Raw genomic sequence first — 25,282 nt, 5'->3', positions numbered from 1 at the left:
CTGGCATCAGGCAGAAAATATTTGGCCATATAAAGAAAAACCCCCTGTAAAAACAGAGGGTTTCAGTCACGTCGGCCTAGTTACGAACAGGCTGTGAAGGGATTAATCATTCCCACTCAATCGTCGCCGGCGGCTTGCCGCTGATGTCGTACACCACGCGGGAGATGCCGTTTACTTCGTTGATGATGCGGTTGGAGACGCGGCCGAGGAAGTCATACGGCAGGTGCGCCCAGTGCGCGGTCATGAAGTCGATGGTTTCTACCGCACGCAGGGAGACCACCCAGTCGTATTTGCGGCCGTCGCCCATCACGCCGACCGAACGCACCGGCAGGAACACGGTGAACGCCTGGCTGACTTTGTTGTACAGGTCGGCTTTGTGCAGCTCTTCGATGAAGATGGCGTCTGCGCGGCGCAGCAGGTCGCAGTACTCTTTCTTCACTTCGCCCAGCACGCGCACGCCCAGACCCGGGCCCGGGAACGGGTGGCGGAACAGCATGTCGTACGGCAGGCCCAGCTCCAGGCCGATCTTGCGCACTTCGTCTTTGAACAGCTCTTTCAGCGGCTCGACCAGGCCCAGCTTCATCTCTTTCGGCAGGCCGCCCACGTTGTGGTGCGATTTGATCACGTGCGCTTTGCCGGTGGCGGAAGCGGCGGATTCGATCACGTCCGGGTAGATGGTGCCCTGCGCCAGCCATTTCACCTGCTCTTGCTTGCAGGCTTCTTCGTCGAACACTTCAACGAACACGCGGCCGATGATTTTACGCTTGGCTTCCGGCTCGTCCACGCCCGCCAGTGCGGTCAGGAAGCGGTTTTCCGCCTCGACGTGCACGATGTTCAGGCCGAAGTGGTCGCCGAACATTTCCATTACCTGCTTGGCTTCGTTCAGGCGCAGCAGGCCGTTGTCGACGAACACGCAGGTCAGGCGTTTGCCGATGGCGCGGTGCAGCAGCATCGCGGTCACGGAGGAGTCGACGCCGCCGGACAGGCCGAGGATCACGTGGTCTTCACCCACCTGCTCGCGGATGCGCTCGACCGCATCTTCGATGATGGTGGCCGGGGTCCACAGGGCTTCACACTGGCAGATGTCCAGTACGAAACGCTCCAGCATGCGCTGGCCCTGACGGGTGTGGGTCACTTCCGGGTGGAACTGCACGCCGTAGAAACGTTTTTCTTCGTTGGCCATAATGGCGAACGGGCAGGTGTCGGTGCTGGCGATGGTCACGAAGTCGGACGGGATCGCTGTCACTTTGTCGCCGTGGCTCATCCACACGTCCAGCAGCGGTTTGCCGGCCGGGCTGATGGCGTCTTCGATGTCGCGCAGCAGCGCGCTCTCTTTGACGATTTCCACCTGCGCGTAGCCGAACTCGCGTTCGTTGGAGCCCTGCACATGGCCACCCAGCTGCATCGCCATGGTCTGCATGCCGTAGCACACGCCCAGCACCGGCACGCCGGCGTTGAACACGTAGTCCGGTGCGCGCGGGCTGCCGGCTTCGGTGGTGCTTTCCGGGCCGCCGGACAGGATGATGCCGCTTGGGTTGAATTCGCGGATCTGCTCTTCGCTAACGTCCCAGGCCCACAGTTCGCAGTAAACGCCGATTTCGCGCACACGGCGGGCGACCAGTTGGGTGTATTGCGAACCGAAGTCCAGTATGAGGATGCGATGCTTATGGATATTTTGTGTCATTGAGGCGAATTCCAGCAACAAGAGAAAAAGAGCGAAAATGTGTGTTTCGGGATGGGGCTTGGCGCCCCACCCCGGCCTCTCACTCAGGAGAGGTTAAGGCATTAGCCCATGCGGTAGTTCGGTGACTCTTTGGTGATGGTCACGTCATGCACGTGGCTTTCCTGAATGCCGGCGCCGCTGATGCGCACGAACTCCGCCTTGGTGCGCAGATCGTCGATGGTGGCGCAGCCGGTCAGGCCCATGCAGGAGCGCAGGCCGCCCATCTGCTGGTGCACGATGGCTTTCAGCATGCCTTTATAGGCCACGCGGCCTTCGATACCTTCCGGCACCAGTTTGTCGGCGGCGTTATCGGTCTGGAAGTAACGGTCGGAAGAGCCTTTGGACATCGCGCCCAGCGAGCCCATGCCGCGGTAAGATTTGAACGAGCGGCCCTGATACAGCTCGATTTCGCCCGGGGACTCTTCGGTACCCGCCAGCATGGAGCCGACCATCACGCAGGATGCGCCCGCGGCGATCGCTTTGGCGATGTCGCCGGAGAAGCGGATGCCGCCGTCGGCGATAACCGGGATGCCGGTGCCTTCCAGCGCTTCCACCGCGTCGGCGATGGCGGTGATCTGCGGCACGCCCACGCCGGTCACGATACGGGTAGTACAGATAGAGCCAGGGCCGATACCGACTTTCACCGCGCTCACACCGGCTTCAGCCAGCGCTTTGGCGCCCGCTGCGGTCGCGACGTTGCCGCCGACGATCTGCAGATCCGGGTATTTGGCGCGGGTTTCGCGAATGCGCTGCAACACGCCTTCGGAGTGGCCGTGCGAGGAGTCGATCAGCAGAACGTCAACGCCCGCTGCCACCAGCGCGTCAACGCGCTCTTCGTTGCCGGCGCCGGCGCCAACCGCCGCGCCTACGCGCAGACGGCCGTGCTCGTCTTTACAGGCGTTCGGCTTACGTTCCGCTTTCTGGAAGTCTTTAACGGTGATCATGCCCAGCAGGTGGAAGCTGTCGTCCACCACCAGCGCTTTCTCTACGCGCTTTTCGTGCATTTTCTGCAGCACCACGTCGCGTGCTTCACCTTCTTTCACGGTGACCAGGCGATCTTTCGGCGTCATGACTGCGGTGACCGGCTGGGTCAGATCGGTCACGAAACGCACGTCGCGGCCGGTGATGATGCCGACCAGCTCGTTGTCTTCGGTAACGACCGGGTAACCGGCGAAGCCGTTGCGCGCGGTCAGCTCTTTCACTTCCTGCAGCGTGGTGGTCGGGGTAACGGTCTGCGGGTCGGTGACTACGCCGCTTTCATGTTTCTTCACGCGGCTGACTTCTTCAGCCTGACGCTCGATGGACATGTTTTTGTGGATGAAGCCCAGGCCGCCTTCCTGCGCCAGCGCGATGGCCAGGCCGGATTCGGTAACGGTATCCATGGCTGCGGACAGCATAGGGATGTTCAGGCGGATGGTTTTGGTCAGTTGGGTGCCGAGCTCTGCAGTGTTAGGCAGAACCGTGGAGTGGGCTGGAACCAGGAGGACGTCGTCAAACGTCAGAGCTTCTTTAGCGATACGTAGCATGGGCAATATCTCACCAGGGTGGGCTGTGAAAAAGATAAAATATTGCCGCGGCATTATACAGAGCGGAATCGGTTGCCTCCAGCACTTTCTTACAAAAAGTCTTGATTACCTTTTTCAGCCATGTAGTATCGACCAATTAAGTGATTGTTTTGAAATTTGATCTGGGTCACATGACGCTACCTGTTTCGCCTTCCATTTTTACCGTAAGCCGCCTCAATCAGACGGTTCGCCAACTGCTGGAAATGGAAATGGGGCAGATTTGGCTCTCCGCCGAGATCTCCAACCTCTCCCAGCCCGCCTCCGGCCACTGGTATTTCACGCTGAAAGACGACCGCGCCCAGGTGCGCTGCGCGATGTTCCGCAACAGCAACCGCCGCGTCACCTTCCGGCCGCAAAACGGCCAACAGGTATTGGTGCGCGCCAGCATCACGCTGTATGAACCGCGCGGCGACTATCAGCTGATCGCCGAGAGCATGCAGCCCGCCGGCGACGGCCTGCTGCAGCAACAGTTCGAGCAGCTGAAACAGCGCCTGAGCGCCGAAGGGCTGTTCGATCAGCAGTTCAAGCAGCCGCTGCCCGCCCCGGCCAAACGCGTCGGGGTGATCACCTCAGCCAGCGGCGCGGCGCTGCACGATATTCTGCAGGTATTGCAGCGGCGCGATCCGTCGCTGCCGATCGTCATCTATCCCACCTCGGTGCAGGGCGCGGAAGCGCCGATGCAGATCGTGCGCGCCATCGAGACCGCCAACCGCCGCGACGAATGCGACGTGCTGATCGTCGGCCGCGGCGGCGGTTCGCTGGAGGATCTGTGGAGCTTCAACGACGAACGCGTGGCGCGGGCGATCTTCGCCAGCCGTATTCCGATCGTCAGCGCCGTCGGCCATGAAACCGACGTCACCATCGCCGACTTCGTTGCCGACCTGCGCGCGCCGACCCCATCCGCCGCCGCCGAACTGGTCAGCCGCAATCAGCTCGAGCTGTTGCGCCAGCTGCAGTCGCAGCAGCAGCGGCTGGAGATGGCGATGGATTACTACCTGGCGCAGCGCCAGCAGCAGTTCACCCGCATTCACCACCGTTTACAGCAGCAGCATCCGCATCTGCGCCTGGCGCGCCAGCAGACGCTGCTGTTCAAGCTGCAGCGCCGGATGGAAGACGGCATGCAGCAACAGCTGCGCCTGGCCGCCCGCCGCAGCGAGCGCGCCCAGCAGCGGTTGGCGCAGGTGCAGCCGCAGGGCCGCATTCACCGCTACCAACAGCGCGTGCAGCAGCAGGAATACCGTCTGCAGCAGGCGATGGAGCGGCAGCTCAACGCCTACCGTCAGCGCTTCGGCGTGGCCTGCAGCCAGCTGGAGACCGTCAGCCCGCTGGCGACGCTGGCGCGCGGCTACAGCGTGACGCAAACCCCGCGCGGCGAACTGCTGAAAACCACCAAACAGGCGCAGGTCGGCGAACTGCTGAAAACCCGTCTGCAGGATGGCTGGGTGGAAAGCGAGGTGAAAACCATCACCGTCGCCAAAAAGCCGCGCAAGAAACGCGCGGCCGAATAGCCCCTACCCCAGCGTAAAGCGCTCGCCCGGTTCGCCGTTCACCCACAGCGCGCGCGTTTCGCCTTCCGGCAGGCTGAGCGTCAGCGTGCGCCAGGCCGGGCGGAAACGCCCTTCCGTCGCGATATCCAGCATGATGCGCTGATTGTCGCAGCGCATTTCCCAGCGCAGCCACAGCGCATCGCCCTGCCGCCAGCCGTCGCTTTCGCCGTCGTCCTCAAACAACAGCCCGCTGCTCACGCCGCAGCCCTTGAGCGGAAACAGCCGTAGCTCGCGCCGATCGTCGGCAGCCACGTCCACATGCGCCAGCCGCTGCGACAACGGCAGCGCCGCCCCGGCGCGCACCAGCAGCGGCAAACGCTCCAGCGGCGCCGCCAGCGTCATCGTCTGGCCGCCGTCGAACCACTGGCCGCTGTAGAAGCAGTACCAGCCTTCGCCGTTGTCCGGCAGATATACCGAACGTCGGCGCAGCCCCGGCTCCACCACGCTGGCCACCAGCAGATCGCGGCCGATCAGAAAATCGTCGTTCTCGCCAAAGGTGCGCGCATCCTGTTCGTGGTCGAGGAAGGTCGGGCGCAGCATCGGCTCGTCTTCGGCGCAGGCCTGCCACAACAGGGTGTAGAAATACGGCAGCAGCCGGTAACGCAGGTTGATCGCCTCGCGCACCGCCGGGGTGGCGCTCGGGTACATCCAGGGCTCGTTGACCGTGGCGTCGTCGTTCCAGGAATGAATGGTGAAACGCGGATGCATCACGCCGTTTTGCACCCAGCGTACCAGCAGCTCCGCGTCCGGTTTGTCGCCGGAGAAGCCGCCGACGTCGTGGCCGAGGTTATACAACCCGGACAGGCTCATGCCCAGCCCCATGCGGATGTTGTAGCGCAGCGTCTGCCAGCTGGTGCGGTTGTCGCCGCTCCAGGTCTGCACATAGCGCTGCATGCCGGCGCAGCCGGAGCGCGAGATCAGGTACGGCCGCTTCTGCGGCGCGAAACGCTGCTGGGCCTCCATCGAGGCGCGCATCATCAGCAGCGGCATCACCGGGCGAATGTGCTTGATGGCGATCGGCCGCCCGAAGCCATGGCAGCGCGCTTCGCCGTCCCACACTTCGTACTCGTTGTTGTCGTTCCAGGTCGAGTCAATGCCCATCTCCAGCAGCTGCTGCGTGACGCCCTGCTGCCACCAGCGCACCGCCGCCGGGTTGGTGAAGTCGAGGTGCGATCCTTCGTCATCCCAGAAGCTGGAGCGCTCGGGCGCGTCGCTTTGCGAGTCGCGGATAAACAGCCCCTGCGCCGCCACCTCCCGGTACTGCGGGTGATCCTGCAGCAGGCACGGTTTGATGTTGGCCGCCAGCCTGAGGCCGGCGTCGTGAAACGCCTGGCTGAGCAGCTTGGGCTGCGGCACCTTGTCGTAATTCCAGTTGAACACGTAGCGCTTGTGGTTAATCGAGGTGTAGCCGGACGACAGCTGGAAGGAGTCGCAGGGAATGGCGTGTTGACGGCACAGCGCGATGAACTGCTGCAGCTGCTGCTGGGCATCCGGCGCGTCGGTGTAGTGCATGGTCGAGCCGCTGTAGCCCAGGCTCCACTTCGGCCCGAAGTGGGTGCGGCCGGTCAGGCGCACGAAGGCCTTGGTGACGTCCAGTACCTGCGGCCCGAGGAACAGGTAGTAATCCAGATCGCCCGCTTCGGCCTGATAGCGACGATAGGCCGCGTGGTAGTTGTCGATCTCGTTGCCCAGATCCAGCCAGCAGCTGCTCAGGTTATCGTAGAACAGGCCGAAGCTCGCCTCCGGCCCGCGGGTGATGGTGAACGGAATGTGTTTGTACAGCGGATCGGTGCTGGCGGCGTTGTAACCCATGGCATCCAGGTTGCGCATCTCGAAGCGGCGGCCGGTGCGCTCCAGATCGCCGGCTTTCTCCCCCAGGCCGTAATAGCGCTCATCGGCGAAACGCCGCTGGTAGTGCGCCACACCGTCGCCGTGCGCATTGAGCAGGTAGGCGCTGGTCGGCCGATCCGCCGCCAGCGGCCGCCATTCGCCGGCGGCGTTGCAATACTCCCACGCCAGCCACAGCGGCTGATGCACCGTCACGCGCAGCAGCGGCGTGCTGACCACCAGCCGATCGCCCTCCTGGCGCAGCTGATAGCCCGGCAGGCTGAAACCGGCGACGCTGAGCCGTTCGCGCCCCTCCCAGGGCACATCCTCCTGCGGCGCGATGCTCCAGGTGCGATCCAGCGTCAGCTCACCGTCGCGTTTGATCAGCACGCGGAACAGATCTTTTTCCAGCACGTACAGACAGAAGCGGTGGCGTTCATCGACCAGCAGCTCAATATGGTCGGCATGCTGCGCCACCAGCGTCCAGTTTTTCAACGTTTTCATAAGTATTCCACTTAGCTGTGTGAAGGGGTTTTGTTACCGCCGCGCTCGGCGATCAGGGCAATCAGGAACACAGCGCCGATCAGATCGAAGAAGCCCATGGCGATGAACAGCGGGTTGAAGCCGATGGTGTCGGACACCGCGCCGATCAGCAGCGTGAACAGGAAGCTGGCGATCCAGGCGCTGGAGCCGCGCATGCCGTTGACCGTCGCCATCTGGTTTTTATCGAACGACTCCACCACCAGCGCGCTGAGCATGCAGGAGATCACCTGGTGGCCGAAGCCGCCGATCGAGATCAGCGCGATCGCCACATAAGGATCCTGGGTGATTGCCACGAACGCCAGCGACACCATCAGGAAGGCGCCGGTCACCGAGCTGGCGACCACCGAGTTGACGCGGCTGCAGCCGAACCATTTGCGATACAGGGTGGTGAGATAGCCGCTGGCGACGCTGCCGATGTCCGCCGCCAGGAACGGCAGCCAGGCGAACATCGCGATCTGTTTCAGATCCATGCCGCGTTCGGTAGCCAGGTACAGCGGCACCCAGAAGCTGAACACCGCCCAGGCCGGCTCGGCGAGAAAGGCCGGGATGGCGATGCCGTAGAATTTCTTGTTCTTGCACAGGCTGGCCAACGAGGTGAGGAACGGCAGCTTCGGCAGCACCGGTTCGTTGTCTTCCCGGATCAGATCCAGCTCTTGCTGGCTGAGGTTCGGGTGCTGCTGCGGCGAGTGGTAGAACAGCCACCACAGCACCACCCAGATCAGCGCCAGCCCGCCGGAGAACAGGAACGCCCCCTGCCAGCCGAAGGAGACATGAGCGATGACGATGATCGGCGGCGCCAGCATGGCGCCGATGGAGAAGCCGACGCCCGCCCAGCCGGCGGCGATCGGCCGCTCCTTCTTCGGGAACCAGTCGGAGATCGCCTTGGCGTTGGCCGGGGTGGCCGCCGCCTCCGCGCCGCCCATGAAGAAACGCAGAATGGCCAGTTGCAGCCAGCTGCCGGCGCCGGCGTGCAGCATGCATACCACCGCCCAAATGCCGGCGCAGATCAAAAAGCCCATCTTCAGGCCGATCACGTCGATCAGCCAGCCGCAGATCGGCTGAAACACCGTGTAGGCCAGCTGGAACGAGGCCACCACCCAGGCGTATTGCTCGGTGCTCATGTTCAGACTGGTTTTCAGCTCCGGCGCCAGAATGCCCAGCGAGTTGCGGGTGATGTAGTTGACCGTGACGCCCAGCAAGAACAGCGCCAGCATCCACCAGCGCAGCGATTTGAACTTGCGCCGGCCGCTCTGCACGACCGCCTGATTGATCTCCACACTCATCGATTCTCTCCCCGCGGCCGCCGGTTACGACGACGCGCGTTTCGGTAGGTACGTTGCGCTATCAAAAAAGGAGCGGTGAAAACGGGTCGGCGCCGTATCGTCGGCCGACGGACAGTCACAACCCCATGATTTATTTTTTGTTTTCTTTTTTGCACACCGTTAAAATTGGACTGACAGGTCGCCAAAATTGGTGTACCAATGCAGACTACTCAGCGATAGCGCACAGCGAAACGGGGTTTTTTGCAAAGATTTTCACAGGCGGGTGAAAAAATAGTCATAATGGCCGGCAAAGCCGGTCAAGATGCTGAAAAGCCGCAGTGAAAATATTCTCACGGATGAATTTGAAGGAGATCACAAAATGAACGGAAAGCTGAAAATCCAGGAGATCGCCCGCCAAACCGGGCTGTCGATCAGCACCGTTTCCCGCGTGCTGGCGGGCAAGGCCAACACCAGCGCCGAGGCGCGCCGCAAGGTGCTGGACTGTGCGCAGCAAAACGGCATTCTGCAGGGCATTTCCAGCGGCCGGCTGATGCTGAACAACGTGATGGTGTTCGCGCCGCAGCGCGCGTTCGACGTGCGCACCGATATCTTCTATTACAAGGTCATTCAGGGCATCGCCGCCGCGCTGATGCAGCACGAGGTGCGCATCCGCTACTGCGGGCTGGAAGAGCAGCACAGCGACGGCGCGCTGTTTCTGGAAAAGATGAGCGATCCGCATACCGAAGCGGCGCTGCTCATCGGCATCGACGACGAGCATATCCACACTCTGGCCGCCGACCTGCACAAGCCGTGCGTGTTGATTAACTGCAGCGATCGGCAGATGCGGCTGGACAGCGTTTCGCCGGATCATCAGCTGATCGGCGACTACTCCGCCAGCTACCTGTTCCAACAGGGGCACAGCCACATCCTCAATCTGCAGTGCCTGCGCCGCCACACCATGGAGCTGCGGCTGGCGGGCATCCGCCAGGCCTACGATCGGCATCACCTGCCGTTCGACGATGGCCGCCATCTGGTGACCACCTCCGGCTTCGGCAGCGAAGAGGCCGAGCAGGCGCTGACCACCTATCTGAACCGCGCCCCGCTGCCGACGGCGATCCTGGCCGGCGGCGACTACATGGCGGTCGGGGCGGTCAAGGCGCTCAATAAACTGGGGCTGAGCGTGCCGGGCGACGTCTCGGTGATGAGCACCGACGGCTTCAACCTGGCGGAAATCCACGACGTGCCGCTGACCTCGGTGCAGGTGCCGCGCGATGAGCTGGGCTACGAGGCGATCCAGCTGCTGCAGCGGCGCATGCTGCGCCCCGACGCGCCGCCGTGCAATCTGCTGCTGCACGGCCGGCTGGCGGTGCGCGCCTCAGTGCGGCGCGTCAGCCCGCACAAGAGCGCGCCGGCGGTGAGCACGCATAACCACAGGCTTTATGACGAGTAGACTACACTTAGGCTCAGTGCATTCATTCGATGAGGTAAAATTTTTGCCTAAGGAGAGCCACTATGTCAGCCCAGCGCATGCGTTCCGTCATTCCTCCCTACATGCTGCGCCGCATCATTGAACACGGCAACGCCCCGCAGCGCGACTGCGCGCTGCACACCCTGAACCACGTGCAAAGCCTGCTCGGCAACAAGCCGCTGCGTTCACCGACCGAAAAGAACGCCAGAGCCGGTGAAGCGATCCGCGATATCTACGACGCCCAAAACGGCACCCAACTGCCCGGCAAACAGGTGCGCAAAGAGGGGCAACCCAGCAACCACGACGTGGCGGTGGAGGAAGCCTACGACTACCTCGGCGTCACCTACGATTTCTTCTGGCAGGCCTACCGCCGCAATTCGCTGGACAATAAAGGGCTGCCGCTGACCGGCAGCGTGCACTACGGCAAGGAGTACCAGAACGCCTTCTGGAACGGCCAGCAGATGGTGTTCGGCGACGGCGACGGCGAGATCTTCAACCGTTTCACCATCGCCATCGACGTAGTCGGCCACGAGCTGGCGCACGGGGTGACCGAGAGCGAAGCCGGGCTGATCTACTACCAACAATCCGGGGCGCTCAACGAATCGCTGTCCGACGTGTTCGGCTCGCTGGTCAAGCAGTTCCATCTGCAGCAAACCGCCGATAAAGCCGACTGGCTGATCGGTGCCGGGCTGCTCGCCAAGGGCATCAAAGGCAAAGGGCTGCGTTCGATGTCGGCGCCCGGCACCGCCTACGACGACCCGCTGCTGGGCAAGGACCCGCAGCCCGCCAGCATGCAGGATTATATTCAGACCAAGGAAGACAATGGCGGCGTGCACCTCAACTCCGGCATTCCCAATCGCGCCTTCTACCTGGCGGCAACCGCCCTGGGCGGCTTCGCCTGGGAGAAAGCCGGCTACGTTTGGTATGACACGGTGTGCGACAAAGCGCTGCCGCAAAACGCCGACTTCGCCACCTTTGCCCGCGCCACGGTGAAACATGCGCAAGCGCGTTTCGATCAGAGCGTGGCGGACAAGGTGCAGCAAGCCTGGCATCAGGTGGGGGTGGAATAATGAAACCGCTGCCGACGCTCAATCAGGATACGGTCATTGAGCTGGCGCGCGAGGGAGGCTTCGCCTACATTCCCAAACTGGCGGGCCAGCGCCGCATCGCGCTGGCCGATATCACGCCGGAGCAGCGGCAGCGTCTGAATCAGTTGCTGAACCAGACGCTGCCCTATGCGCAGGAAGAAGGCCAACCCGCCTCCCCCGGCTGTGGCGACCAGCGCTATTACCGCGTGCAGATCAACTACACCAGCCCCACCCTGAGCAGCGAGATCGTGCTGCTAATCCCGGAGAGCAGCGCGCCGCAGGCGCTGGTGGATCTGTGGAAAACCGGCCAGGTGGATGAGTGAGGGCTTACAGCGGCTGATAGCTGAAATTCACCCGCTTTTTGGAGATCAGCCCGTGCCCGTTCTGGCACAGGTAATCCACCGCCCCGCAGGCTTTCAATTCTTGCAGCGGCTGCCCGCATTCCGGGCAGCTCGCCAGCTGCCGATAATCGCGCTGACAGGCTTCACAATGGTAGTGACCCGCTACCCAATTCATGATCTGACGGCATTGCGGACAGTGCGCTTCCATAACGACTCCCAAATTAAATCGCGCCCCATGAGCGCAGGAAATAGATCCCCAACGCGGTGGTGAAGAACGAACCGACGGTGGTGATGGCGATAATATTGGCCGCCAGCGTGGCGTTGCCGCCCATGGCGCGCGTCATCACATAGCTGCCTGAGGCGGTCGGCGTGGCGGAAAACAGGAAGATAATCCCCAGCGCCGCGCCCTGAAATCCGCACAGCCAGCCGGCCAGCGTCATCAGGAACGGCACCAGAAACAGCTTCGCCGCCGACGACAGCGCCGCCACGTTGGACGAGCGGAACATGGCGCGAAAATCCAGGCTGGCACCGGTGCACAGCAGCGCCAGCGGCAGCGACAGCGCGGAGATATAGCTGCCGGTTTGGCGAATCACGGCCGGGATGCCCAGCCCGGTTTGCGCATACGCCAACCCGCACACCAGGCCGATGATCAGCGGGTTGGTGACGATGCTGCGCAGCAGCGACAGGTGGCTGATTTTCTTGCCCTGTCCGCCCTGCAAGCTGCGCGTGAGGGTGATGACCGACAGCACGTTGAACAGGATCACCGTCACCGTCAGGTACAGCGAGGCGAGCGCAATGCCTTCGCTGCCATAGGCGGTCATGGCGTAGGCCAGGCCGACGATGGCGGTGTTGGCGCGAAAACCGCCCTGCACGAATACCCCGCGCTCACGCGGCTCTTTCACCAGCCACCTGGCCGCCAGCTCCAAGAGCAGGAAGGTCGCCAGCGTGCCGACTGCGCCGAACAGCACCAGCGGCAGGTTACCGAGCAGCTGTGGGTGGTTGGTGGCGATGCTGAAAAACAGCAGGCACGGCAGCGCCAGATTGAACACCAGGCGGGTCGCGCCGTCGACGAAGCGATCATCCATCAGGCGCCAATGGCGCAGCAGGATCCCCAGCAGCATCATTAACAGATTCGGCACGGTGACGTTGAACGCAAAACTCCAGGTTTCCCAGGACATGGTGTTCCTTCAGGCAGGCGAGGTAATCTTCAGATAATAAAACGATTTCGGGCCAATAAAAAAGGGGCGCGGCATCACTGCCGCGCCCCTCATGAGCAATTACTTGCTCTTTTTCAGGTGGCTCATCAGGCGCTTGCGCTTGCGCATCTGGGTCGGCGTCAGCAGGTTGCGTTTGCCGGCGAACGGGTTGTCACCCTCTTTGAACTGGATGCGGATCGGCGTCCCCATCACGTTCAGCGAGCGGCGGAAGTAGTTCATCAGATAGCGCTTGTAGGAATCGGCCAGATCGCTGACCTGGTTGCCGTGGATCACCACGATCGGCGGGTTGTAACCGCCGGCGTGGGCGTATTTCAGCTTCACACGGCGGCCGCGCACCAACGGCGGCTGATGATCGTCAACCGCCATCTGCATGATTTTGGTCAGCATCGAGGTGTTTACGCGACGGGTTGCGCACTCGTAGGCTTCCTGTACCGATTCGAACAGGTTGCCGACGCCGCTGCCGTGCAGCGCGGAAATGAAGTGCACTCGCGCGAAGTCGACGAAGCCCAGACGCAGATCGAGCATCTCTTTCACGTGCTCGCGATCTTCTTCGCTCATGCCGTCCCACTTGTTGACCGCAATCACCAGTGAGCGCCCACTATTGAGGATAAAGCCGAGCAGCGAGAGATCCTGATCGGAAATGCCTTCACGCGCGTCGATCACCAGCAGCACCACGTTGGCGTCTTCAATCGCCTGCAGGGTCTTGATCACCGAGAATTTCTCGACGGTTTCCGTCACCTTGCCGCGTTTACGCACCCCGGCGGTGTCGATCAGCACGTATTCACGTTCGTCGCGCACCATCGGAATATAGATGCTGTCGCGGGTGGTGCCCGGCATGTCGTACACCACCACGCGCTCCTCGCCGAGGATGCGGTTAGTGAGCGTAGACTTACCTACGTTCGGGCGGCCGACGATCGCCAGCTTGATCGGCAGATCCTGCGGATTGAACTCTTCTTCCGGCTCTTCGTCTTCTTCGCCTTCCAGCGTTTCACCGTTTTGCTCGGCCCAGTAAGCGGCGTTGGCCTCTTCCTCGGTCAGCTCGACGTCTTCCGGTTTTTCCGGCACGAACGGCACCAGCACGTGTTCGATCAGCTGGGTCACGCCGCGGCCGTGAGAAGCGGCGATAGCGAACACTTCACCCAGGCCGAGCGAATAGAAATCAGCGGTGGCGGTGTCCGGATCCAGACCGTCGGTTTTGTTGGCTACCAGGAAGGTCGCCTTCTGGCGGCTGCGCAGGTGCTGGGCAATGCCCTGATCCGCCGGCATCAGGCCGGCGCGGGCGTCGACCATGAACAGCACGATGTCCGCTTCTTCGATCGCCAGCAGCGACTGACCGGCCATGCGCGTTTCTACGCCGTCTTCGGTGCCGTCGATACCGCCGGTATCGACGATGATGAATTCATTGCCTTCGATTTCAGCACGACCATACTTGCGGTCACGCGTCAGCCCCGGGAAATCCGCCACCAGCGCATCGCGCGTATGGGTTAAACGGTTGAACAAGGTGGATTTACCCACATTCGGGCGCCCGACCAGCGCGACGACAGGTATCATTGTTGAAGCCTCATTACTTAATAATCAATGCGTTACTGCACTGTGGATAGACACCAGCGGTGCAGCTTATAAAATACGAAACGGCCCCTGAACACTCAGGAGCCGTTTTCCCCTTCATCTTTCGCGCCACAGCGGCGTTGTCTGCACACCTTCGCCCCGGTCACTCAGTTCACTAAGCTCCCGAGGACTCATGCGCTTGCCGCCTGGCTGCAACCCGAAAGCTTTCGGGTGCAAGAAGGGTCACGACGAGCGGCGTTAGCGGGTGAAAGCGTAAACTTTCCCGCCGCGAGCCTGGATGACCAGCTTGTCGCTGGCCACCATCGGCGCAGACAGGAAGCCGGAGCTGTCCACTTCCTGCTGGGCGACAAAACGACCATCGGTGGTGTTGATCCAGTGCAGATAGCCTTCGGCGTCACCGGTCACCAGATAACCATTATACATCACTGGCGGCGTCAGGTTACGGTGCAGCAGATCGCTCTGCGTCCATACGGTCACGCCGCCTTCGGTGCTGAGCGCCACCACGCGATCGTTCTGGTCGATCAGGTAGATGCGGCCCGCGTCGACGATGAAATCATTCACCGAACCCAGTTCGCGTTTCCAGATGATCTGACCGGAACGCAGATCCAGCGCCGTCAGGTTGCCGTTGTAACCCAGCGCGTAGACCACGCCGTCAACGATCACCGGCGTGGTGTCCACGTCGTTCAGGCGATCAATTTCGGTTGCGCCGCTCGGCTGAGAGATGCGCTGTTGCCAGATAATCTGGCCCTGCTGCATCAGCACCGCGCTGACGCGGCCGTTGTCACCGCCGACGATGGCGGCGCCAAAGGCGACGGCCGGCGCGGATTCACCGCGCAGCGACAGCGAAGGCATATCCAGGTTAACCGTCCACTTCACCGCACCGTCGGCTTCGTTCAGCGCCTGCAGCATGCCGTTGGAGGTATGCACCAGCACCATGCCGTCGCTGACAACCGGACGGGAGATCGCTTCGCCGGCCACTTTGGTCTGCCAGGAGATGGCGCCGTCGGCGGTGTTCAATGCGTAAACCACCGCTTTTTCGCTGCCGACGTAAACCTTGTCACCCGCGACCGTCAGGCCGCCCGACAGCAGCGCAGACAGGTTGCTGGAGAAGAAACCGGTTTTCTCGGAGAGATTGACCTTCCACTTCTCGTTGCCGCTGTCAGCGTCCATCGCTTTCACGATGCCGAAGCGATCGGCGGCGTAAATGGTGCTATCCTGATAGGCCGGACGCAGGTGGGAGTAATACTCACCGATACCGTCGCCCACCGAGGTGCTCCACGCCTTGTTCGGCGTAAACTGATTTTCAACTTTCGGCAACGGCGACATGGTAACCACGTCTTCTTCGCTGTTAAACAGCGAGCAACCACTCAGCAAGGCAGCGGAAACCAGTCCGACCAAGAGTGTTTTACGCAATTGCATGGGAATTCCCCTTAGCTGGACAAGTTATTCAATTTCATGCGCAGCAGAACCTGCAGCGCCTGAGAAGCGTTGGACTCAATGCCTTTGCTGTAAGCTTCGCGCGCGCCCTTGGCGTCGCCCTTGGCCAGCAGCACGTCGCCGCGCACATCCTGCATCATCGCCGCCCAACCTTCGCCTTTCACGCCATCCAGCGTTTTCAGCGCTTCATCCAGCTTTTTCTCCTGCAGCTGGACGCGCGCCAGACGCAGATCGATCATCGCCAACAGGTTGTCGTCTTTGCTCTGGCCCTGCGCCAGCGCCAGTTGTTGTTCCGCCTTGGCGAAATCATTCTGTTCGACAAAATGCTTGGCCAACTGCAACGCGGCCAATACGCCGTAGCTGTTGCTGTTAGCCTGGACAAATTTCTCCGCGGCGGCCACGTCATCCGGTTTGCCGGCCGCCAGACGATCGCTGGCTTCCTGATAGGATTGCGATGCAGCCATCATGTTGGAGTTTTCATGGCTCTGCCAGTAACGCCAGCCAACCAGGGCACCAATTCCGAGCACCACGCCCACCGCCAGCGCTTTGCCGTTTTCGGCAAAGAACCGACGCAGTGCGTCGACTTGTTCGTTTTCAGTGGTATAGACTTCCACGGTGTCCTTCTCCTTAACCTAACATCAAAGCCAGACGCGCAGCGACTTCGCTTTGCGCCAGCGTTTCTTGTTCACCACTGCGCAGGTCTTTCACCACTACCTGCTGCGCCGCCACTTCGCTCTCACCCAGGATCAGCGCGATGCGCGCGCCCCATTTGTCCGCACGGGTGATCTGCTTTTTGAAGTTGCCGCCGCCGTAATTGGTCATCAGCTTCAGCTGCGGCGCCGCGTCACGCACCTGTTCAGCCAGCTGCATTGCCGCGCTCTGGGTGCCAGCGCCGGAAGAGATGACGTACACGTCGATAGCCGACGGCGCCTTGAATTCCGGGTTAACCGCCTGCACCAGCAGCACCAGACGCTCGAGGCCCATGGCGAAACCGACCGCCGGGGTGGCGCGGCCACCCAGCTGCTCGACCAGGCCGTCGTAACGGCCGCCCGCACAGACGGTGCCCTGCGCGCCCAGGCTGGTGGTCACCCACTCAAACACGGTGCGGTTGTAGTAATCCAGACCGCGCACCAGGCGCTCGTTAACGGTATATGGGATACCTGCCTGCGCCAAAAGTTCACACAGACCGGCGAAGTGAGCGCGGGATTCTTCGTCCAGGTACTCGGACAGGCGCGGCGCGTCGTTCAGCAGCGCCTGCACCTCAGGATTCTTGGAGTCCAGCACGCGCAGCGGGTTGCTGTACATGCGGCGTTTGCAGTCTTCGTCCAGCACCTCGACGTGCTGCTCGAGGAACGCCACCAGCGCGTCGCGGTAGTTGGCGCGCGCCTCCAGCGAACCGATGGAGTTCAGCTCCAGCTTGACGTGCTCGGCGATGCCCAGCGCTTTCCACCAGCGGGCGGTCAGCAGGATCAGCTCGGCGTCGATGTCCGGGCCTTGCAGGCCGAACACTTCCGCGCCCAGCTGATGGAACTGGCGATAGCGGCCCTTCTGCGGGCGCTCGTAGCGGAACATCGGGCCGATGTACCACAGACGCTGTTCCTGATTGTACAGCAGACCATGCTCGATGCCGGCGCGCACGCAGCCAGCCGTCCCTTCCGGACGCAGCGTCAGGCTTTCGCCGTTGCGGTCTTCGAAGGTATACATCTCTTTTTCCACGACGTCGGTCACTTCGCCGATCGCGCGTTTGAATAGCGGGGTCTGCTCTACAATCGGCAACCGGATTTCGCTGTAACCGTAGCTGCCCAGCACCTGCTTGAGGGTGCCTTCAATACGCTGCCATAATGCCGTTTCTTCCGGCAGGTAGTCGTTCATGCCGCGAATGGCTTGAATGTTCTTTGCCACGTGAGTTCTCTGTCCGTTGTCTGTAAAAATGAACCCGATTATAGGGACTTTGCCGCCCGGTATTCAACGCGGATGCGGTTTTCTGCCCTTCAGGTTCATAAACAAGCGGGCCAACAGGCCCGCCGTGTAGCGATAACGCTTATTTTTCCAGCAGGTTGACCGTGATGCGGTTGCTTTCGTCCATCATCGCGGCCTTGGCGCGAATCTTCGCTTCCAGCTGGTCGATCATCTGTTCGTTGTCGAAACGCTCTTTCTGACGCACGCCGTCTTCATAGAAGCCGCTCTTCTTGTGGCCGCCGGTCACGCCCATGGTGGACACCAGCGCTTCGCCCGGGCCGTTCACCACGCAGCCGATGATCGAGACGTCCATCGGCGTAATGATGTCTTCCAGACGCTGCTCCAGCGCATTCACCGTGCCGATCACGTCAAATTCCTGACGCGAACAGGTCGGGCAGGCGATGAAGTTGATGCCGCGCGCGCGGATGCGCAGCGACTTCAGGATGTCGAAACCGACCTTCACCTCTTCAACCGGATCCGCCGCCAGCGAGATGCGCAGGGTGTCGCCGATGCCTTCAGACAGCAGCATGCCCAGGCCGATGGCCGACTTGACCGACCCGCTGCGCGCGCCGCCGGCTTCGGTGATACCCAGATGCAGCGGCTGATCGATGCGCGACGCCAGCAGACGGTAGGATTGTACCGCCAGGAACACGTCCGACGCCTTAACGCTGACCTTGAACTGGTCGAAGTTGAGGCGATCGAGGATGTCCACGTGGCGCATGGCGGATTCCAGCAGCGCTTCCGGCGTAGGTTCGCCGTACTTTTCCTGCAGGTCTTTCTCCAGCGAGCCGCCGTTGACGCCGATGCGGATCGGGATGTTCTTGTCGCGGGCGCAGTCCACCACCGAGCGAATGCGCGATTCGTTGCCGATGTTGCCCGGATTGATGCGCAGGCAGTCTACGCCGTATTCGGCCACCTGCAGCGCGATGCGATAATCGAAGTGGATATCGGCGACCAGCGGCACGTTGACCTGCTGCTTGATCAGCTTGAACGCCTCGGCGGCGTCCATGGTAGGAACCGAAACGCGGACGATGTCGACGCCCACGCGCTCCAGCGCTTTAATCTGATTAACCGTTGCTTCAACATCGGTGGTACGGGTGTTGGTCATCGACTGCACGGCAATCGGCGCGCCATCACCAATAGGCACCTTGCCGACGTAAATGCGCGTTGATTTTCGACGGTTGATGGGCGCTTGGTTATGCATTACTTACTCTCCATTGCTGCTCTGACATCACGACCAGCCGCGCGATTACTGCGCGGCGACGGTCAGGCGAGCAACACGGTTTGACTTAACGAACCGGCTTAAATCGACCGGCTTACCCTGATACTGGATCTGTACTGCCGCCGGCGCGCCGATGGTCAGTTTGTACGGCGCCGTGCCGGTCAGGTTCAGCTTGCCGCCCTTCTTCTGGGTGCCGCTGAACAGTGTTTTACCGCTGGCGTCGCTCACCTGCAGCCAGCAGTCGGCGGAGAAGTCCATCACCAGCGCGTTCGGATCGGCCGCCGGCGCAGCCACGCCCGCATCGGCGGTCGGCAGCGGCGCTTGTGCCGCCGGCGCGGTTTCCGGCAGGGTGGTCTGGCTTGGCGACACCACGGCAGGCTGCTGCTGAGCCGCGCCTGGCGCCTGGGCGGTAGCCGCCGGCGCCTGAGCCGCTGCGCCGGTATCGGCCGGCGCAGCGCTGTTGTCGGTCAACGGCACGTTGGTGCCGGCGTCGGCGTTGCCGTCGGTCAGCGGCACGGACTGCCCTTCGTTATTCTGTGAAAGCTGCGCCGAGGATTGATCGGCCATAGTGGCGATCTCTTCCTGCTGCGCCTTGTGGTTTTGCCACCACCAGGCGCCGGTCAGGCCGATCACCACGAACACGATAAGCCAGGTGAAGCTCATCAGCCAGCCGTCGCGTTTCTTGCGGCGCTTGCCCAGCGAGAAGCTTTGCATCGGCGCCACTTTCGCCATCTTCAACGGCGCCTGCTTGGCCAGCATCGGCAGCAGTTCGTCTTCCGGCAAATGCACCAGCTTGGCGTAGGAACGGATGTAGCCGCGCACAAAGGTGGACGCGAGGTCAGCGGAAACGCTGTCTTCCTCGATATCGCGCACGGTGGACATTTTGAGACACAGGCGTTCTGCAACGGTCTGTTGGCTCAGCCCGAGTTGCTCACGGGCCTGACGCAGGCGCTGGCCCGTCGTCATGGATACGGTTTTATCTTGGGAGGCTTCAGTATTCATTAGCTAAGAACTGCTGGTACTGTTTGGATTGTGGAAAACTTCGCGCTAGCTGCTTGCCATAGCGTTGAACGCTATCCTGACGGCCGGCTAACGCGGCGAAACGAATCTGTAACCATAAGCTGCTGGCGCTGGCCGGCAGAACATGCTGATAAACATCCAATAAAAGTTGCGACTGGGCGCGCTTCCCTTCTCCAAATTGCTTTTCGGCCTCCGCCAACAGCGGAGTGCCTTTGTCCGGATCGACCTTCAGCGCGCGGCTCAACAGCGTGCGCGCCTCATCGTTTTGTCCGGCCTTGAGAAAACAGTAACCTGCGTTTTCCAGGCTGTCGGCAACCTGGCCATAATCGGGCGCCAGCGCCGCAGCGCTAAACTGCTGTTGCGCCGGTACATACTGCCCTAAACCGCAAAGAAACGCACCGTAATTATTCAGTACGGTGCCATTGCCTGGCGCAAGTTTGAGCGCTTGCCGATAACGCTGTTCGGCCGCGGCGTTTTCACCGTTCCGCTGCGCATAAAGCGCCATGCCCAACTGCGTGCGGTAATCCTGCGGGGCCGCGTCCAGCGCCTTTTCCAGGTTCTGGCGCGCGGCGTCCATGTCGCCTTGCTGCAGGTACTCCAGCCCCAGCTGCAGGCGCGTCTGGCCCGCCTCAGAGATCTGTGCTTCCTTTTCCGGCGCTGAACCGGAACACCCGGCCAACAACCCGGCCGCCAGCCACACACCCCACAGTTTCAGCTTCATGCCCGCATTCATTTCCTTATCGGCCGTCAGCTAACGCCCACCAGCGACACGCTTTCGCATAACAGGCTGTTAGATAACAAAAAATGGTGCTATAGGATTCAGACCGCTCGTACGTTGATAGGTTCCCCGGCCATTTTCTTCTTCAGGGTACGCTTGGTACGGTCGATCACTTCACCCGCCAGTTGCCCGCAGGCGGCGTCGATATCGTCACCACGGGTTTTACGAACAATAGTCGTAAAGCCGTATTCCATCAACACCTTGGAGAAACGATCCACCCGGCTGTTGGAGCTGCGGCCGTATGGAGCGCCCGGGAACGGGTTCCATGGGATCAGGTTGATCTTGCACGGCGTGTCTTTCAACACTTCCGCCAGCTGATGCGCGTCATCGGTGCTGTCGTTGATATGATCCAGCATCACGTACTCGACGGTGACGCGGCCCTGGTTAGCGTTGGATTTCTCCAGATAGCGACGCACCGCGGACAGGAAGGTCTCGATGTTGTACTTGCGGTTGATCGGCACGATCTCATCGCGGATGGTGTCGTTCGGCGCGTGCAGCGAAATAGCCAGCGCCACGTCGATCATGTCGCCCAGCTTGTCCAGCGCCGGCACCACGCCGGAGGTAGACAGGGTCACACGGCGTTTGGACAGGCCAAAGCCGAAGTCGTCCAGCATGATTTCCATCGCCGGCACCACGTTGTTCAGGTTGAGCAGCGGCTCGCCCATGCCCATCATTACCACGTTGGTGATCGGGCGTTGGCCGGTCACCTTCAGCGCGCCGATGATCTTCGCCGCGCGCCACACCTGGCCGATGATTTCCGACACGCGCAGGTTGCGGTTGAAGCCCTGCTGCGCCGTCGAACAGAATTTGCACTCCAGCGCGCAGCCTACCTGCGAGGAGACGCACAGCGTCGCGCGATCGGCTTCCGGGATATACACGGTTTCGACCTGCTGATCGCCCACCTTGATCGCCCACTTGATGGTGCCGTCGGCCGAACGCTGTTCTTCCGCCACTTCCGGCGCGCGGATTTCCGCCACGCGCTGCAGCTTGCCGCGCAGGACTTTGTTGATGTCGGTCATCTGCTCGAAATCGTCGCAGCAGTAGTGGTAAATCCACTTCATCACCTGATCGGCGCGGAACGGTTTTTCGCCCATTTCGGCGAAGAACTCACGCATTTGCTGGCGGTTCAGATCCAGCAGGTTGATTTTGGCCGCAGCCGGTTGCTCCACGTTAACGGAGGGGGTAGTCAGCGAATTATTTTCAGACACGGTGTGCTCGGACGTGATGGGTTCTAACATAATGATCTCTGGCCTCGTTATTACACGTTATGGCGCTAAAGAATGGAAAGTAAGTTGTGCATTTCAGCCCGCATGATTCGGGTGGCGGCACTAAAAACACGCCCCTGACAAGTCGTCTTATCAGGGGCGCGGCATTGTACAAATTTTAGTAGCGTGTTTCTATGGCTGAAAGGCATTCAGGGCATTTTTATTGTTTCAGCCGGTGAATGCCTGGTTATCAGCAATGGCACGATTAACGTGCGCAGATTTCGCTTTCGTTGAAGAAGTAAGCGATTTCACGCTGTGCGGATTCAACGGAGTCGGAACCGTGAACGGCGTTAGCGGTGAAGCTGTCCGCGTAGTCGGCGCGCAGGGTGCCGGCCAGTGCGTTGTCCGGGTTGGTTGCACCCATGATGTCGCGGTTGCGCTGCACGGCGTTTTCAGATTCCAGAACCTGCACCATGATTGGGCCGGAGGTCATGAACTCAACCAGACCGTCGAAGAATGGGCGGCCTTTGTGCTCAGCGTAGAAGCCTTCAGCTTGCTCGCGAGTCAGACGCAGCATTTTAGCGGCGATGATTTTGAAACCGGCGCGCTCGAAACGCGCGTAGATAGCGCCGATGTCGTTGTTGGCTACAGCGTTTGGTTTAACGATGGAAAAGGTACGTTCTACGGTCATGATGGCCTCTGTATGACTTCCAAAACAGGCCGGTCTGCAATGTTGCCGGCCTTCTCAAGTGGCGCAGATTATATGTGCGCCGTTAACGCTTGCCTACGGGAAAATCAACATTTCATTAAAAAAATATGATCTTCATGGGCCATTTTCGACAACGTGGCGGCGCTACTGGGTCTTGTCGGTCGACGGGATCAAATTGCGCAGCCAGCTGCCCCAGCGGCGCTGATAAAACGGTTGCGTATGGGAGATCAGGTAGTGGCTGATGCCTCGCTCTTTCTCCGACACCAGGCAGAAATCTACCGGTTCGTCGTTCGGCGCCGTTTCGCTGGCGACGCTGCCGGCCTCGTTGATCAGCGCCTCGATCTCCGCCGGCTCGGCGTCCACTTCCAGCCCGATCAGTAAATTCGGCTTCTCGTCCGCCGCCTGGTCGTGCATCAGCGCCAGAAACGCGCGGCGCACCGGCTTGCGCTGGCTGAACAGCGTGGTCAACGCATCCACCATCGCCGACGGATATTCCTCGGGCTGCCCCAGCAGGATTTGGGTCTCTTTGTCGACGTAATGCTCCACCGGTTTGACGACGCCGCCGGTCGCCAGCAGCATCGCCACCTCTTCCGGATAAAACTCTTTGCCGTATTCCGCCTTCGGGTTGAGGAACAGATCCGCGCCCTGGGTAATCTCGAACAGCACCCGCGCCGGCATGGCGATAAACGGCTGTTCGTCCTCAACCGCCTTCTGCAACGCATCCAGCGAAGTGAAGAACGGAATGATGCTGCCGCCGTCCTGCTTTTCCCAATGCTGGATATTGACCGGCGTATCCGCGTTCAGCGTGATGTCGCCATCCTGCTGCACCTGCTCGCTGTCGCCGAGGATCAGCACCGTGGCGTCGAGCAGTTCACGGAAGAACGCCGGGCGATGGGCCGGCTCCGTCACCGCCAGCTTCAGCAGGCGTTCAAGTTCGTTCTCGCTCGGGGCGGCATCGTGATGATGGGCACTCATGGCAAACTCCAGGGATCAAAGAGCGAGGCCCAGCATGCTGGGCCTCGAAGATAATGCGCATTCTAGCGCCCGACGCGGCGGGCATTCAATTATTTGGCTTTGCTCAGCAGCAGATTGGCCAGGGTGCGCACGCCCAGACCGGTCGCGCCGGCCGACCACTGCTCCACCGCGCCTTTGCGGTAGGTGGCTGAACAGTCGATGTGCAACCAGCCTTGCTGGTAGTTTTTAACGAAGTGCGACAGGAAGGCCGCCGCGGTGCTGGCGCCAGCGGTGTAGGCCGGGCCGGCCACGTTGTTCAGCTCGGCGAAGTTGGACGGCAGCTGGCTGCGGTGGAACTCGGCCAGCGGCAGGCGCCAGAACGGCTCTTGCTCGGCGGCGGCGCTGCTGAGCAGCTCTTGCGCCAGCGCGTCGTCAAAGCTGAACAGCGCATGGTAGTCGTTGCCTACCGCAGTTTTGGCCGCGCCGGTCAGGGTGGCGCAGTCGATAATCAGCTGCGGGTTCTGCTCAGAAGCGTCGATCAGGCCGTCGGCCAGCACCAGGCGCCCTTCCGCATCGGTGTTCATCACCTCAACGGTTTTGCCGTTGCGGTAGCGAATGATGTCGCCCAGTTTGAAGGCGTTGCCGCTGACCATGTTGTCGGCGCAGCACAGGTACAGCTTCACGCGCTGCTTCAGGCCGCGCGCCGCCGCCAGCGCCAGGGCGCCGGTGATGGTGGCCGCGCCGCCCATGTCAGCCTTCATCGAATCCATAAAGGCGCTTTGCTTCAGGCTGTAGCCGCCGGTGTCGAAGGTGATACCCTTGCCGACCAGGCACGCGAACACCGGCGCGTCCGGGTTGCCGGTCGGGTTGAAGTCGAGCGCCAGCAGTACCGGCGGGCGTTCGGAACCGCGGCCGACGGTGTGGATGCCGGCATAGTTCTGCTCACGCAGATCTTCGCCCTTGGTGATGCGATAGCTGACGGCATCGCAGCCGACGTCGCACATCAGATCGACGGCGCGGGTCGCCAGTTGCTCCGGCCCCAGCTCTTCCGCCGGCATGTTGATGGTGTCGCGCACCCAGTCAACGATCTTCAGGCGCTTATCCAGCTCCTGACGCGCGGCCTCCGGCAGCTCGGCCCATTCGACGTTGCGCTGCCCTTTCGGCCCGCGGTAGCCTTGCCAAAACGCCCAGCTGTTTTCCAAATCCCAACCGTCGCCGGCCAGCTTGACGTTTTTAATGCCCTGACCATCAATTTTGCGGCCCGCACGCTGGACAGCGCCCAGCTTGTCGGCACCGGTCAGGTGGATGGTCATCCCTTCGCCGTTGGTGCTCAGCAGCGCTTTCTCGCCCCAGCGGGCGTCGGCAGGTTGTTGCGACAGCGTGACCTGCATGAATTCTGTTGTCATAGCCTTCTTACTCCGGATGTTCCCTTTATTATTTCATTAGGGCTTTATTGCATACCCTATGGATTTCAAATTGCAGCTAGGCGCCCAGCGATCTCATCCCCAGGAGCTTACTCAGGTAAGTGACTGGGGGGTGATCGTGCAGGTAACAACGCTGCGGTTTGAAAGACGACGGGTATGTCGGATACAAAATAAACGGGCCGCCCATGGCAGCCCGTTACGCTATTTACTCCGCTTCATCTAACCAGACCAGCAGGATCGCTTCCAGTATTTTTTCGTTGGAAGCCTGTGGATCGTCATCGAACTCTTCCAGATCGCAGATCCACTGATGCATGTCGGTAAAACGCACGGTTTTCGGATCGGTGTCCGGGTATTGGTCGTACAGGGCTTCGCCGATTTCACGGCTGTCGGTCCACTTCAGTCCCATTATGATCTCCTGGTTGGC

Annotated in this window: 22 protein-coding genes; 4 read left to right on the top strand and 18 right to left on the bottom strand. The window is 61.3% G+C overall.

Annotated features, from left to right (window positions below; all coding sequences use genetic code 11):
• Positions 1-106: 106 nt before the first annotated feature.
• Together guaA and guaB are read right to left on the bottom strand one after the other, a co-directional pair.
• Positions 107-1,684: a glutamine-hydrolyzing GMP synthase gene (gene guaA, locus ACRAWE_RS00915; RefSeq protein ID WP_019452367.1), complete on the bottom strand. Its 1,578-nt coding sequence runs from the start codon at positions 1,682-1,684 to the stop codon at positions 107-109.
• Positions 1,685-1,785: 101 nt separating this feature from the next.
• Positions 1,786-3,249, bottom strand: a complete 1,464-nt coding sequence (gene guaB, locus ACRAWE_RS00910; protein WP_026036091.1) for an IMP dehydrogenase — start codon at positions 3,247-3,249, stop codon at positions 1,786-1,788.
• 170 nt (positions 3,250-3,419) lie between these two features.
• Here guaB and xseA point away from each other — a divergent pair, with 170 nt between their 5' ends.
• Positions 3,420-4,796: an exodeoxyribonuclease VII large subunit gene (gene xseA / locus ACRAWE_RS00905; RefSeq protein WP_038872505.1), complete on the top strand. Its 1,377-nt coding sequence runs from the start codon at positions 3,420-3,422 to the stop codon at positions 4,794-4,796.
• 3 nt (positions 4,797-4,799) lie between these two features.
• Here the strand turns inward: xseA and ACRAWE_RS00900 are convergent, their stop codons facing one another.
• The gene (locus ACRAWE_RS00900) at positions 4,800-7,166 is read right to left on the bottom strand and encodes a TIM-barrel domain-containing protein (RefSeq protein ID WP_432524427.1); all 2,367 of its coding nucleotides are present in this window, start codon (positions 7,164-7,166) and stop codon (positions 4,800-4,802) included.
• 11 nt (positions 7,167-7,177) lie between these two features.
• The gene (locus ACRAWE_RS00895; RefSeq protein ID WP_019452363.1) at positions 7,178-8,488 is read right to left on the bottom strand and encodes an MFS transporter; all 1,311 of its coding nucleotides are present in this window, start codon (positions 8,486-8,488) and stop codon (positions 7,178-7,180) included.
• Between the two features lie 358 nt (positions 8,489-8,846).
• On the opposite strand from ACRAWE_RS00895, the gene ACRAWE_RS00890 reads away from it, so the two are divergent.
• The 3 genes from ACRAWE_RS00890 (at position 8,847) to ACRAWE_RS00880 (ending at position 11,346) form a co-directional block, all read left to right on the top strand.
• Positions 8,847-9,917 carry a LacI family DNA-binding transcriptional regulator gene (locus tag ACRAWE_RS00890; protein ID WP_025159557.1) on the top strand — a complete coding sequence of 357 codons (1,071 nt, stop codon included), beginning with the start codon at positions 8,847-8,849 and terminating at the stop codon, positions 9,915-9,917.
• A 62-nt stretch (positions 9,918-9,979) separates the two neighbouring features.
• A complete protein-coding gene (locus ACRAWE_RS00885) occupies positions 9,980-11,005 on the top strand; it encodes a M4 family metallopeptidase (RefSeq protein ID WP_432524422.1) in 1,026 nt (341 codons plus the stop codon).
• Positions 11,005-11,346, top strand: coding sequence for a protealysin inhibitor emfourin (locus ACRAWE_RS00880; RefSeq protein WP_019452360.1), 342 nt, complete (start codon positions 11,005-11,007; stop codon positions 11,344-11,346). Before ACRAWE_RS00885 ends, ACRAWE_RS00880 begins: the two co-directional genes overlap by 1 nt.
• Positions 11,347-11,350: 4 nt before the next feature.
• Here the strand turns inward: ACRAWE_RS00880 and ACRAWE_RS00875 are convergent, their stop codons facing one another.
• From ACRAWE_RS00875 to iscX, 14 genes are all read right to left on the bottom strand, one after another.
• Entirely contained in the window at positions 11,351-11,572 is a 222-nt protein-coding gene (locus ACRAWE_RS00875) for a zinc ribbon domain-containing protein (RefSeq protein WP_019452359.1), read from the bottom strand.
• 13 nt (positions 11,573-11,585) lie between these two features.
• Positions 11,586-12,542: an AEC family transporter gene (locus ACRAWE_RS00870; RefSeq protein ID WP_019452358.1), complete on the bottom strand. Its 957-nt coding sequence runs from the start codon at positions 12,540-12,542 to the stop codon at positions 11,586-11,588.
• 99 nt (positions 12,543-12,641) lie between these two features.
• On the bottom strand, positions 12,642-14,132 hold the full coding sequence (der, locus tag ACRAWE_RS00865) for a ribosome biogenesis GTPase Der (protein WP_019452357.1): 1,491 nt from the start codon (positions 14,130-14,132) through the stop codon (positions 12,642-12,644).
• Positions 14,133-14,387: 255 nt separating this feature from the next.
• Positions 14,388-15,569, bottom strand: a complete 1,182-nt coding sequence (gene bamB, locus ACRAWE_RS00860) for an outer membrane protein assembly factor BamB (protein ID WP_432524419.1) — start codon at positions 15,567-15,569, stop codon at positions 14,388-14,390.
• Positions 15,570-15,580: 11 nt separating this feature from the next.
• On the bottom strand, positions 15,581-16,201 hold the full coding sequence (locus ACRAWE_RS00855) for a YfgM family protein (protein ID WP_432524417.1): 621 nt from the start codon (positions 16,199-16,201) through the stop codon (positions 15,581-15,583).
• Positions 16,202-16,214: 13 nt separating this feature from the next.
• Complete coding sequence (gene hisS, locus ACRAWE_RS00850; RefSeq protein ID WP_025159556.1) at positions 16,215-17,489, bottom strand: histidine--tRNA ligase; 1,275 nt, start codon at positions 17,487-17,489, stop codon at positions 16,215-16,217.
• Between the two features lie 139 nt (positions 17,490-17,628).
• Complete coding sequence (gene ispG, locus ACRAWE_RS00845) at positions 17,629-18,750, bottom strand: flavodoxin-dependent (E)-4-hydroxy-3-methylbut-2-enyl-diphosphate synthase (protein ID WP_016929756.1); 1,122 nt, start codon at positions 18,748-18,750, stop codon at positions 17,629-17,631.
• A 45-nt stretch (positions 18,751-18,795) separates the two neighbouring features.
• Positions 18,796-19,770, bottom strand: coding sequence for a cytoskeleton protein RodZ (gene rodZ / locus ACRAWE_RS00840; protein ID WP_063919891.1), 975 nt, complete (start codon positions 19,768-19,770; stop codon positions 18,796-18,798).
• Positions 19,760-20,509, bottom strand: a complete 750-nt coding sequence (pilW, locus tag ACRAWE_RS00835; protein WP_432524413.1) for a type IV pilus biogenesis/stability protein PilW — start codon at positions 20,507-20,509, stop codon at positions 19,760-19,762. Before pilW ends, rodZ begins: the two co-directional genes overlap by 11 nt.
• Before the next feature lie 98 nt (positions 20,510-20,607).
• Positions 20,608-21,804, bottom strand: coding sequence for a bifunctional tRNA (adenosine(37)-C2)-methyltransferase TrmG/ribosomal RNA large subunit methyltransferase RlmN (locus ACRAWE_RS00830; protein WP_004941426.1), 1,197 nt, complete (start codon positions 21,802-21,804; stop codon positions 20,608-20,610).
• Between the two features lie 232 nt (positions 21,805-22,036).
• Complete coding sequence (gene ndk, locus ACRAWE_RS00825) at positions 22,037-22,462, bottom strand: nucleoside-diphosphate kinase (protein WP_004941424.1); 426 nt, start codon at positions 22,460-22,462, stop codon at positions 22,037-22,039.
• A gap of 162 nt (positions 22,463-22,624) precedes the next feature.
• Positions 22,625-23,455 carry an enhanced serine sensitivity protein SseB gene (gene sseB / locus ACRAWE_RS00820; protein WP_063919892.1) on the bottom strand — a complete coding sequence of 277 codons (831 nt, stop codon included), beginning with the start codon at positions 23,453-23,455 and terminating at the stop codon, positions 22,625-22,627.
• 89 nt (positions 23,456-23,544) lie between these two features.
• On the bottom strand, positions 23,545-24,840 hold the full coding sequence (pepB, locus tag ACRAWE_RS00815) for an aminopeptidase PepB (RefSeq protein WP_025159553.1): 1,296 nt from the start codon (positions 24,838-24,840) through the stop codon (positions 23,545-23,547).
• A gap of 223 nt (positions 24,841-25,063) precedes the next feature.
• On the bottom strand, positions 25,064-25,264 hold the full coding sequence (gene iscX / locus ACRAWE_RS00810; protein WP_006327336.1) for a Fe-S cluster assembly protein IscX: 201 nt from the start codon (positions 25,262-25,264) through the stop codon (positions 25,064-25,066).
• Positions 25,265-25,282 lie beyond the last annotated feature (18 nt).

It is taken from the genome of Serratia sp. BFP-2025, from assembly GCF_050880365.1.
Classification (GTDB): Bacteria; Pseudomonadota; Gammaproteobacteria; order Enterobacterales; family Enterobacteriaceae; genus Serratia; species Serratia surfactantfaciens.
The sequence above is the reverse complement of the archived record's forward strand: the minus strand, read 5'-3'. Positions and strand labels throughout refer to the sequence as shown.

What these genes read in the sequence shown, in the direction of transcription:
- guaA (WP_019452367.1), bottom strand. Translation starts at nt 1,684, where the DNA reads ATGACACAAAATATCCATAAGCATCGCATCCTCATACTGGACTTCGGT.
- guaB (WP_026036091.1), bottom strand. Translation starts at nt 3,249, where the DNA reads ATGCTACGTATCGCTAAAGAAGCTCTGACGTTTGACGACGTCCTCCTG.
- xseA (WP_038872505.1), top strand. Translation starts at nt 3,420, where the DNA reads ATGACGCTACCTGTTTCGCCTTCCATTTTTACCGTAAGCCGCCTCAAT.
- ACRAWE_RS00900 (WP_432524427.1), bottom strand. Translation starts at nt 7,166, where the DNA reads ATGAAAACGTTGAAAAACTGGACGCTGGTGGCGCAGCATGCCGACCAT.
- ACRAWE_RS00895 (WP_019452363.1), bottom strand. Translation starts at nt 8,488, where the DNA reads ATGAGTGTGGAGATCAATCAGGCGGTCGTGCAGAGCGGCCGGCGCAAG.
- ACRAWE_RS00890 (WP_025159557.1), top strand. Translation starts at nt 8,847, where the DNA reads ATGAACGGAAAGCTGAAAATCCAGGAGATCGCCCGCCAAACCGGGCTG.
- ACRAWE_RS00885 (WP_432524422.1), top strand. Translation starts at nt 9,980, where the DNA reads ATGTCAGCCCAGCGCATGCGTTCCGTCATTCCTCCCTACATGCTGCGC.
- ACRAWE_RS00880 (WP_019452360.1), top strand. Translation starts at nt 11,005, where the DNA reads ATGAAACCGCTGCCGACGCTCAATCAGGATACGGTCATTGAGCTGGCG.
- ACRAWE_RS00875 (WP_019452359.1), bottom strand. Translation starts at nt 11,572, where the DNA reads ATGGAAGCGCACTGTCCGCAATGCCGTCAGATCATGAATTGGGTAGCG.
- ACRAWE_RS00870 (WP_019452358.1), bottom strand. Translation starts at nt 12,542, where the DNA reads ATGTCCTGGGAAACCTGGAGTTTTGCGTTCAACGTCACCGTGCCGAAT.
- der (WP_019452357.1), bottom strand. Translation starts at nt 14,132, where the DNA reads ATGATACCTGTCGTCGCGCTGGTCGGGCGCCCGAATGTGGGTAAATCC.
- bamB (WP_432524419.1), bottom strand. Translation starts at nt 15,569, where the DNA reads ATGCAATTGCGTAAAACACTCTTGGTCGGACTGGTTTCCGCTGCCTTG.
- ispG (WP_016929756.1), bottom strand. Translation starts at nt 18,750, where the DNA reads ATGCATAACCAAGCGCCCATCAACCGTCGAAAATCAACGCGCATTTAC.
- rodZ (WP_063919891.1), bottom strand. Translation starts at nt 19,770, where the DNA reads ATGAATACTGAAGCCTCCCAAGATAAAACCGTATCCATGACGACGGGC.
- pilW (WP_432524413.1), bottom strand. Translation starts at nt 20,509, where the DNA reads ATGAAGCTGAAACTGTGGGGTGTGTGGCTGGCGGCCGGGTTGTTGGCC.
- ACRAWE_RS00830 (WP_004941426.1), bottom strand. Translation starts at nt 21,804, where the DNA reads ATGTTAGAACCCATCACGTCCGAGCACACCGTGTCTGAAAATAATTCG.
- ndk (WP_004941424.1), bottom strand. Translation starts at nt 22,462, where the DNA reads ATGACCGTAGAACGTACCTTTTCCATCGTTAAACCAAACGCTGTAGCC.
- sseB (WP_063919892.1), bottom strand. Translation starts at nt 23,455, where the DNA reads ATGAGTGCCCATCATCACGATGCCGCCCCGAGCGAGAACGAACTTGAA.
- pepB (WP_025159553.1), bottom strand. Translation starts at nt 24,840, where the DNA reads ATGACAACAGAATTCATGCAGGTCACGCTGTCGCAACAACCTGCCGAC.
- iscX (WP_006327336.1), bottom strand. Translation starts at nt 25,264, where the DNA reads ATGGGACTGAAGTGGACCGACAGCCGTGAAATCGGCGAAGCCCTGTAC.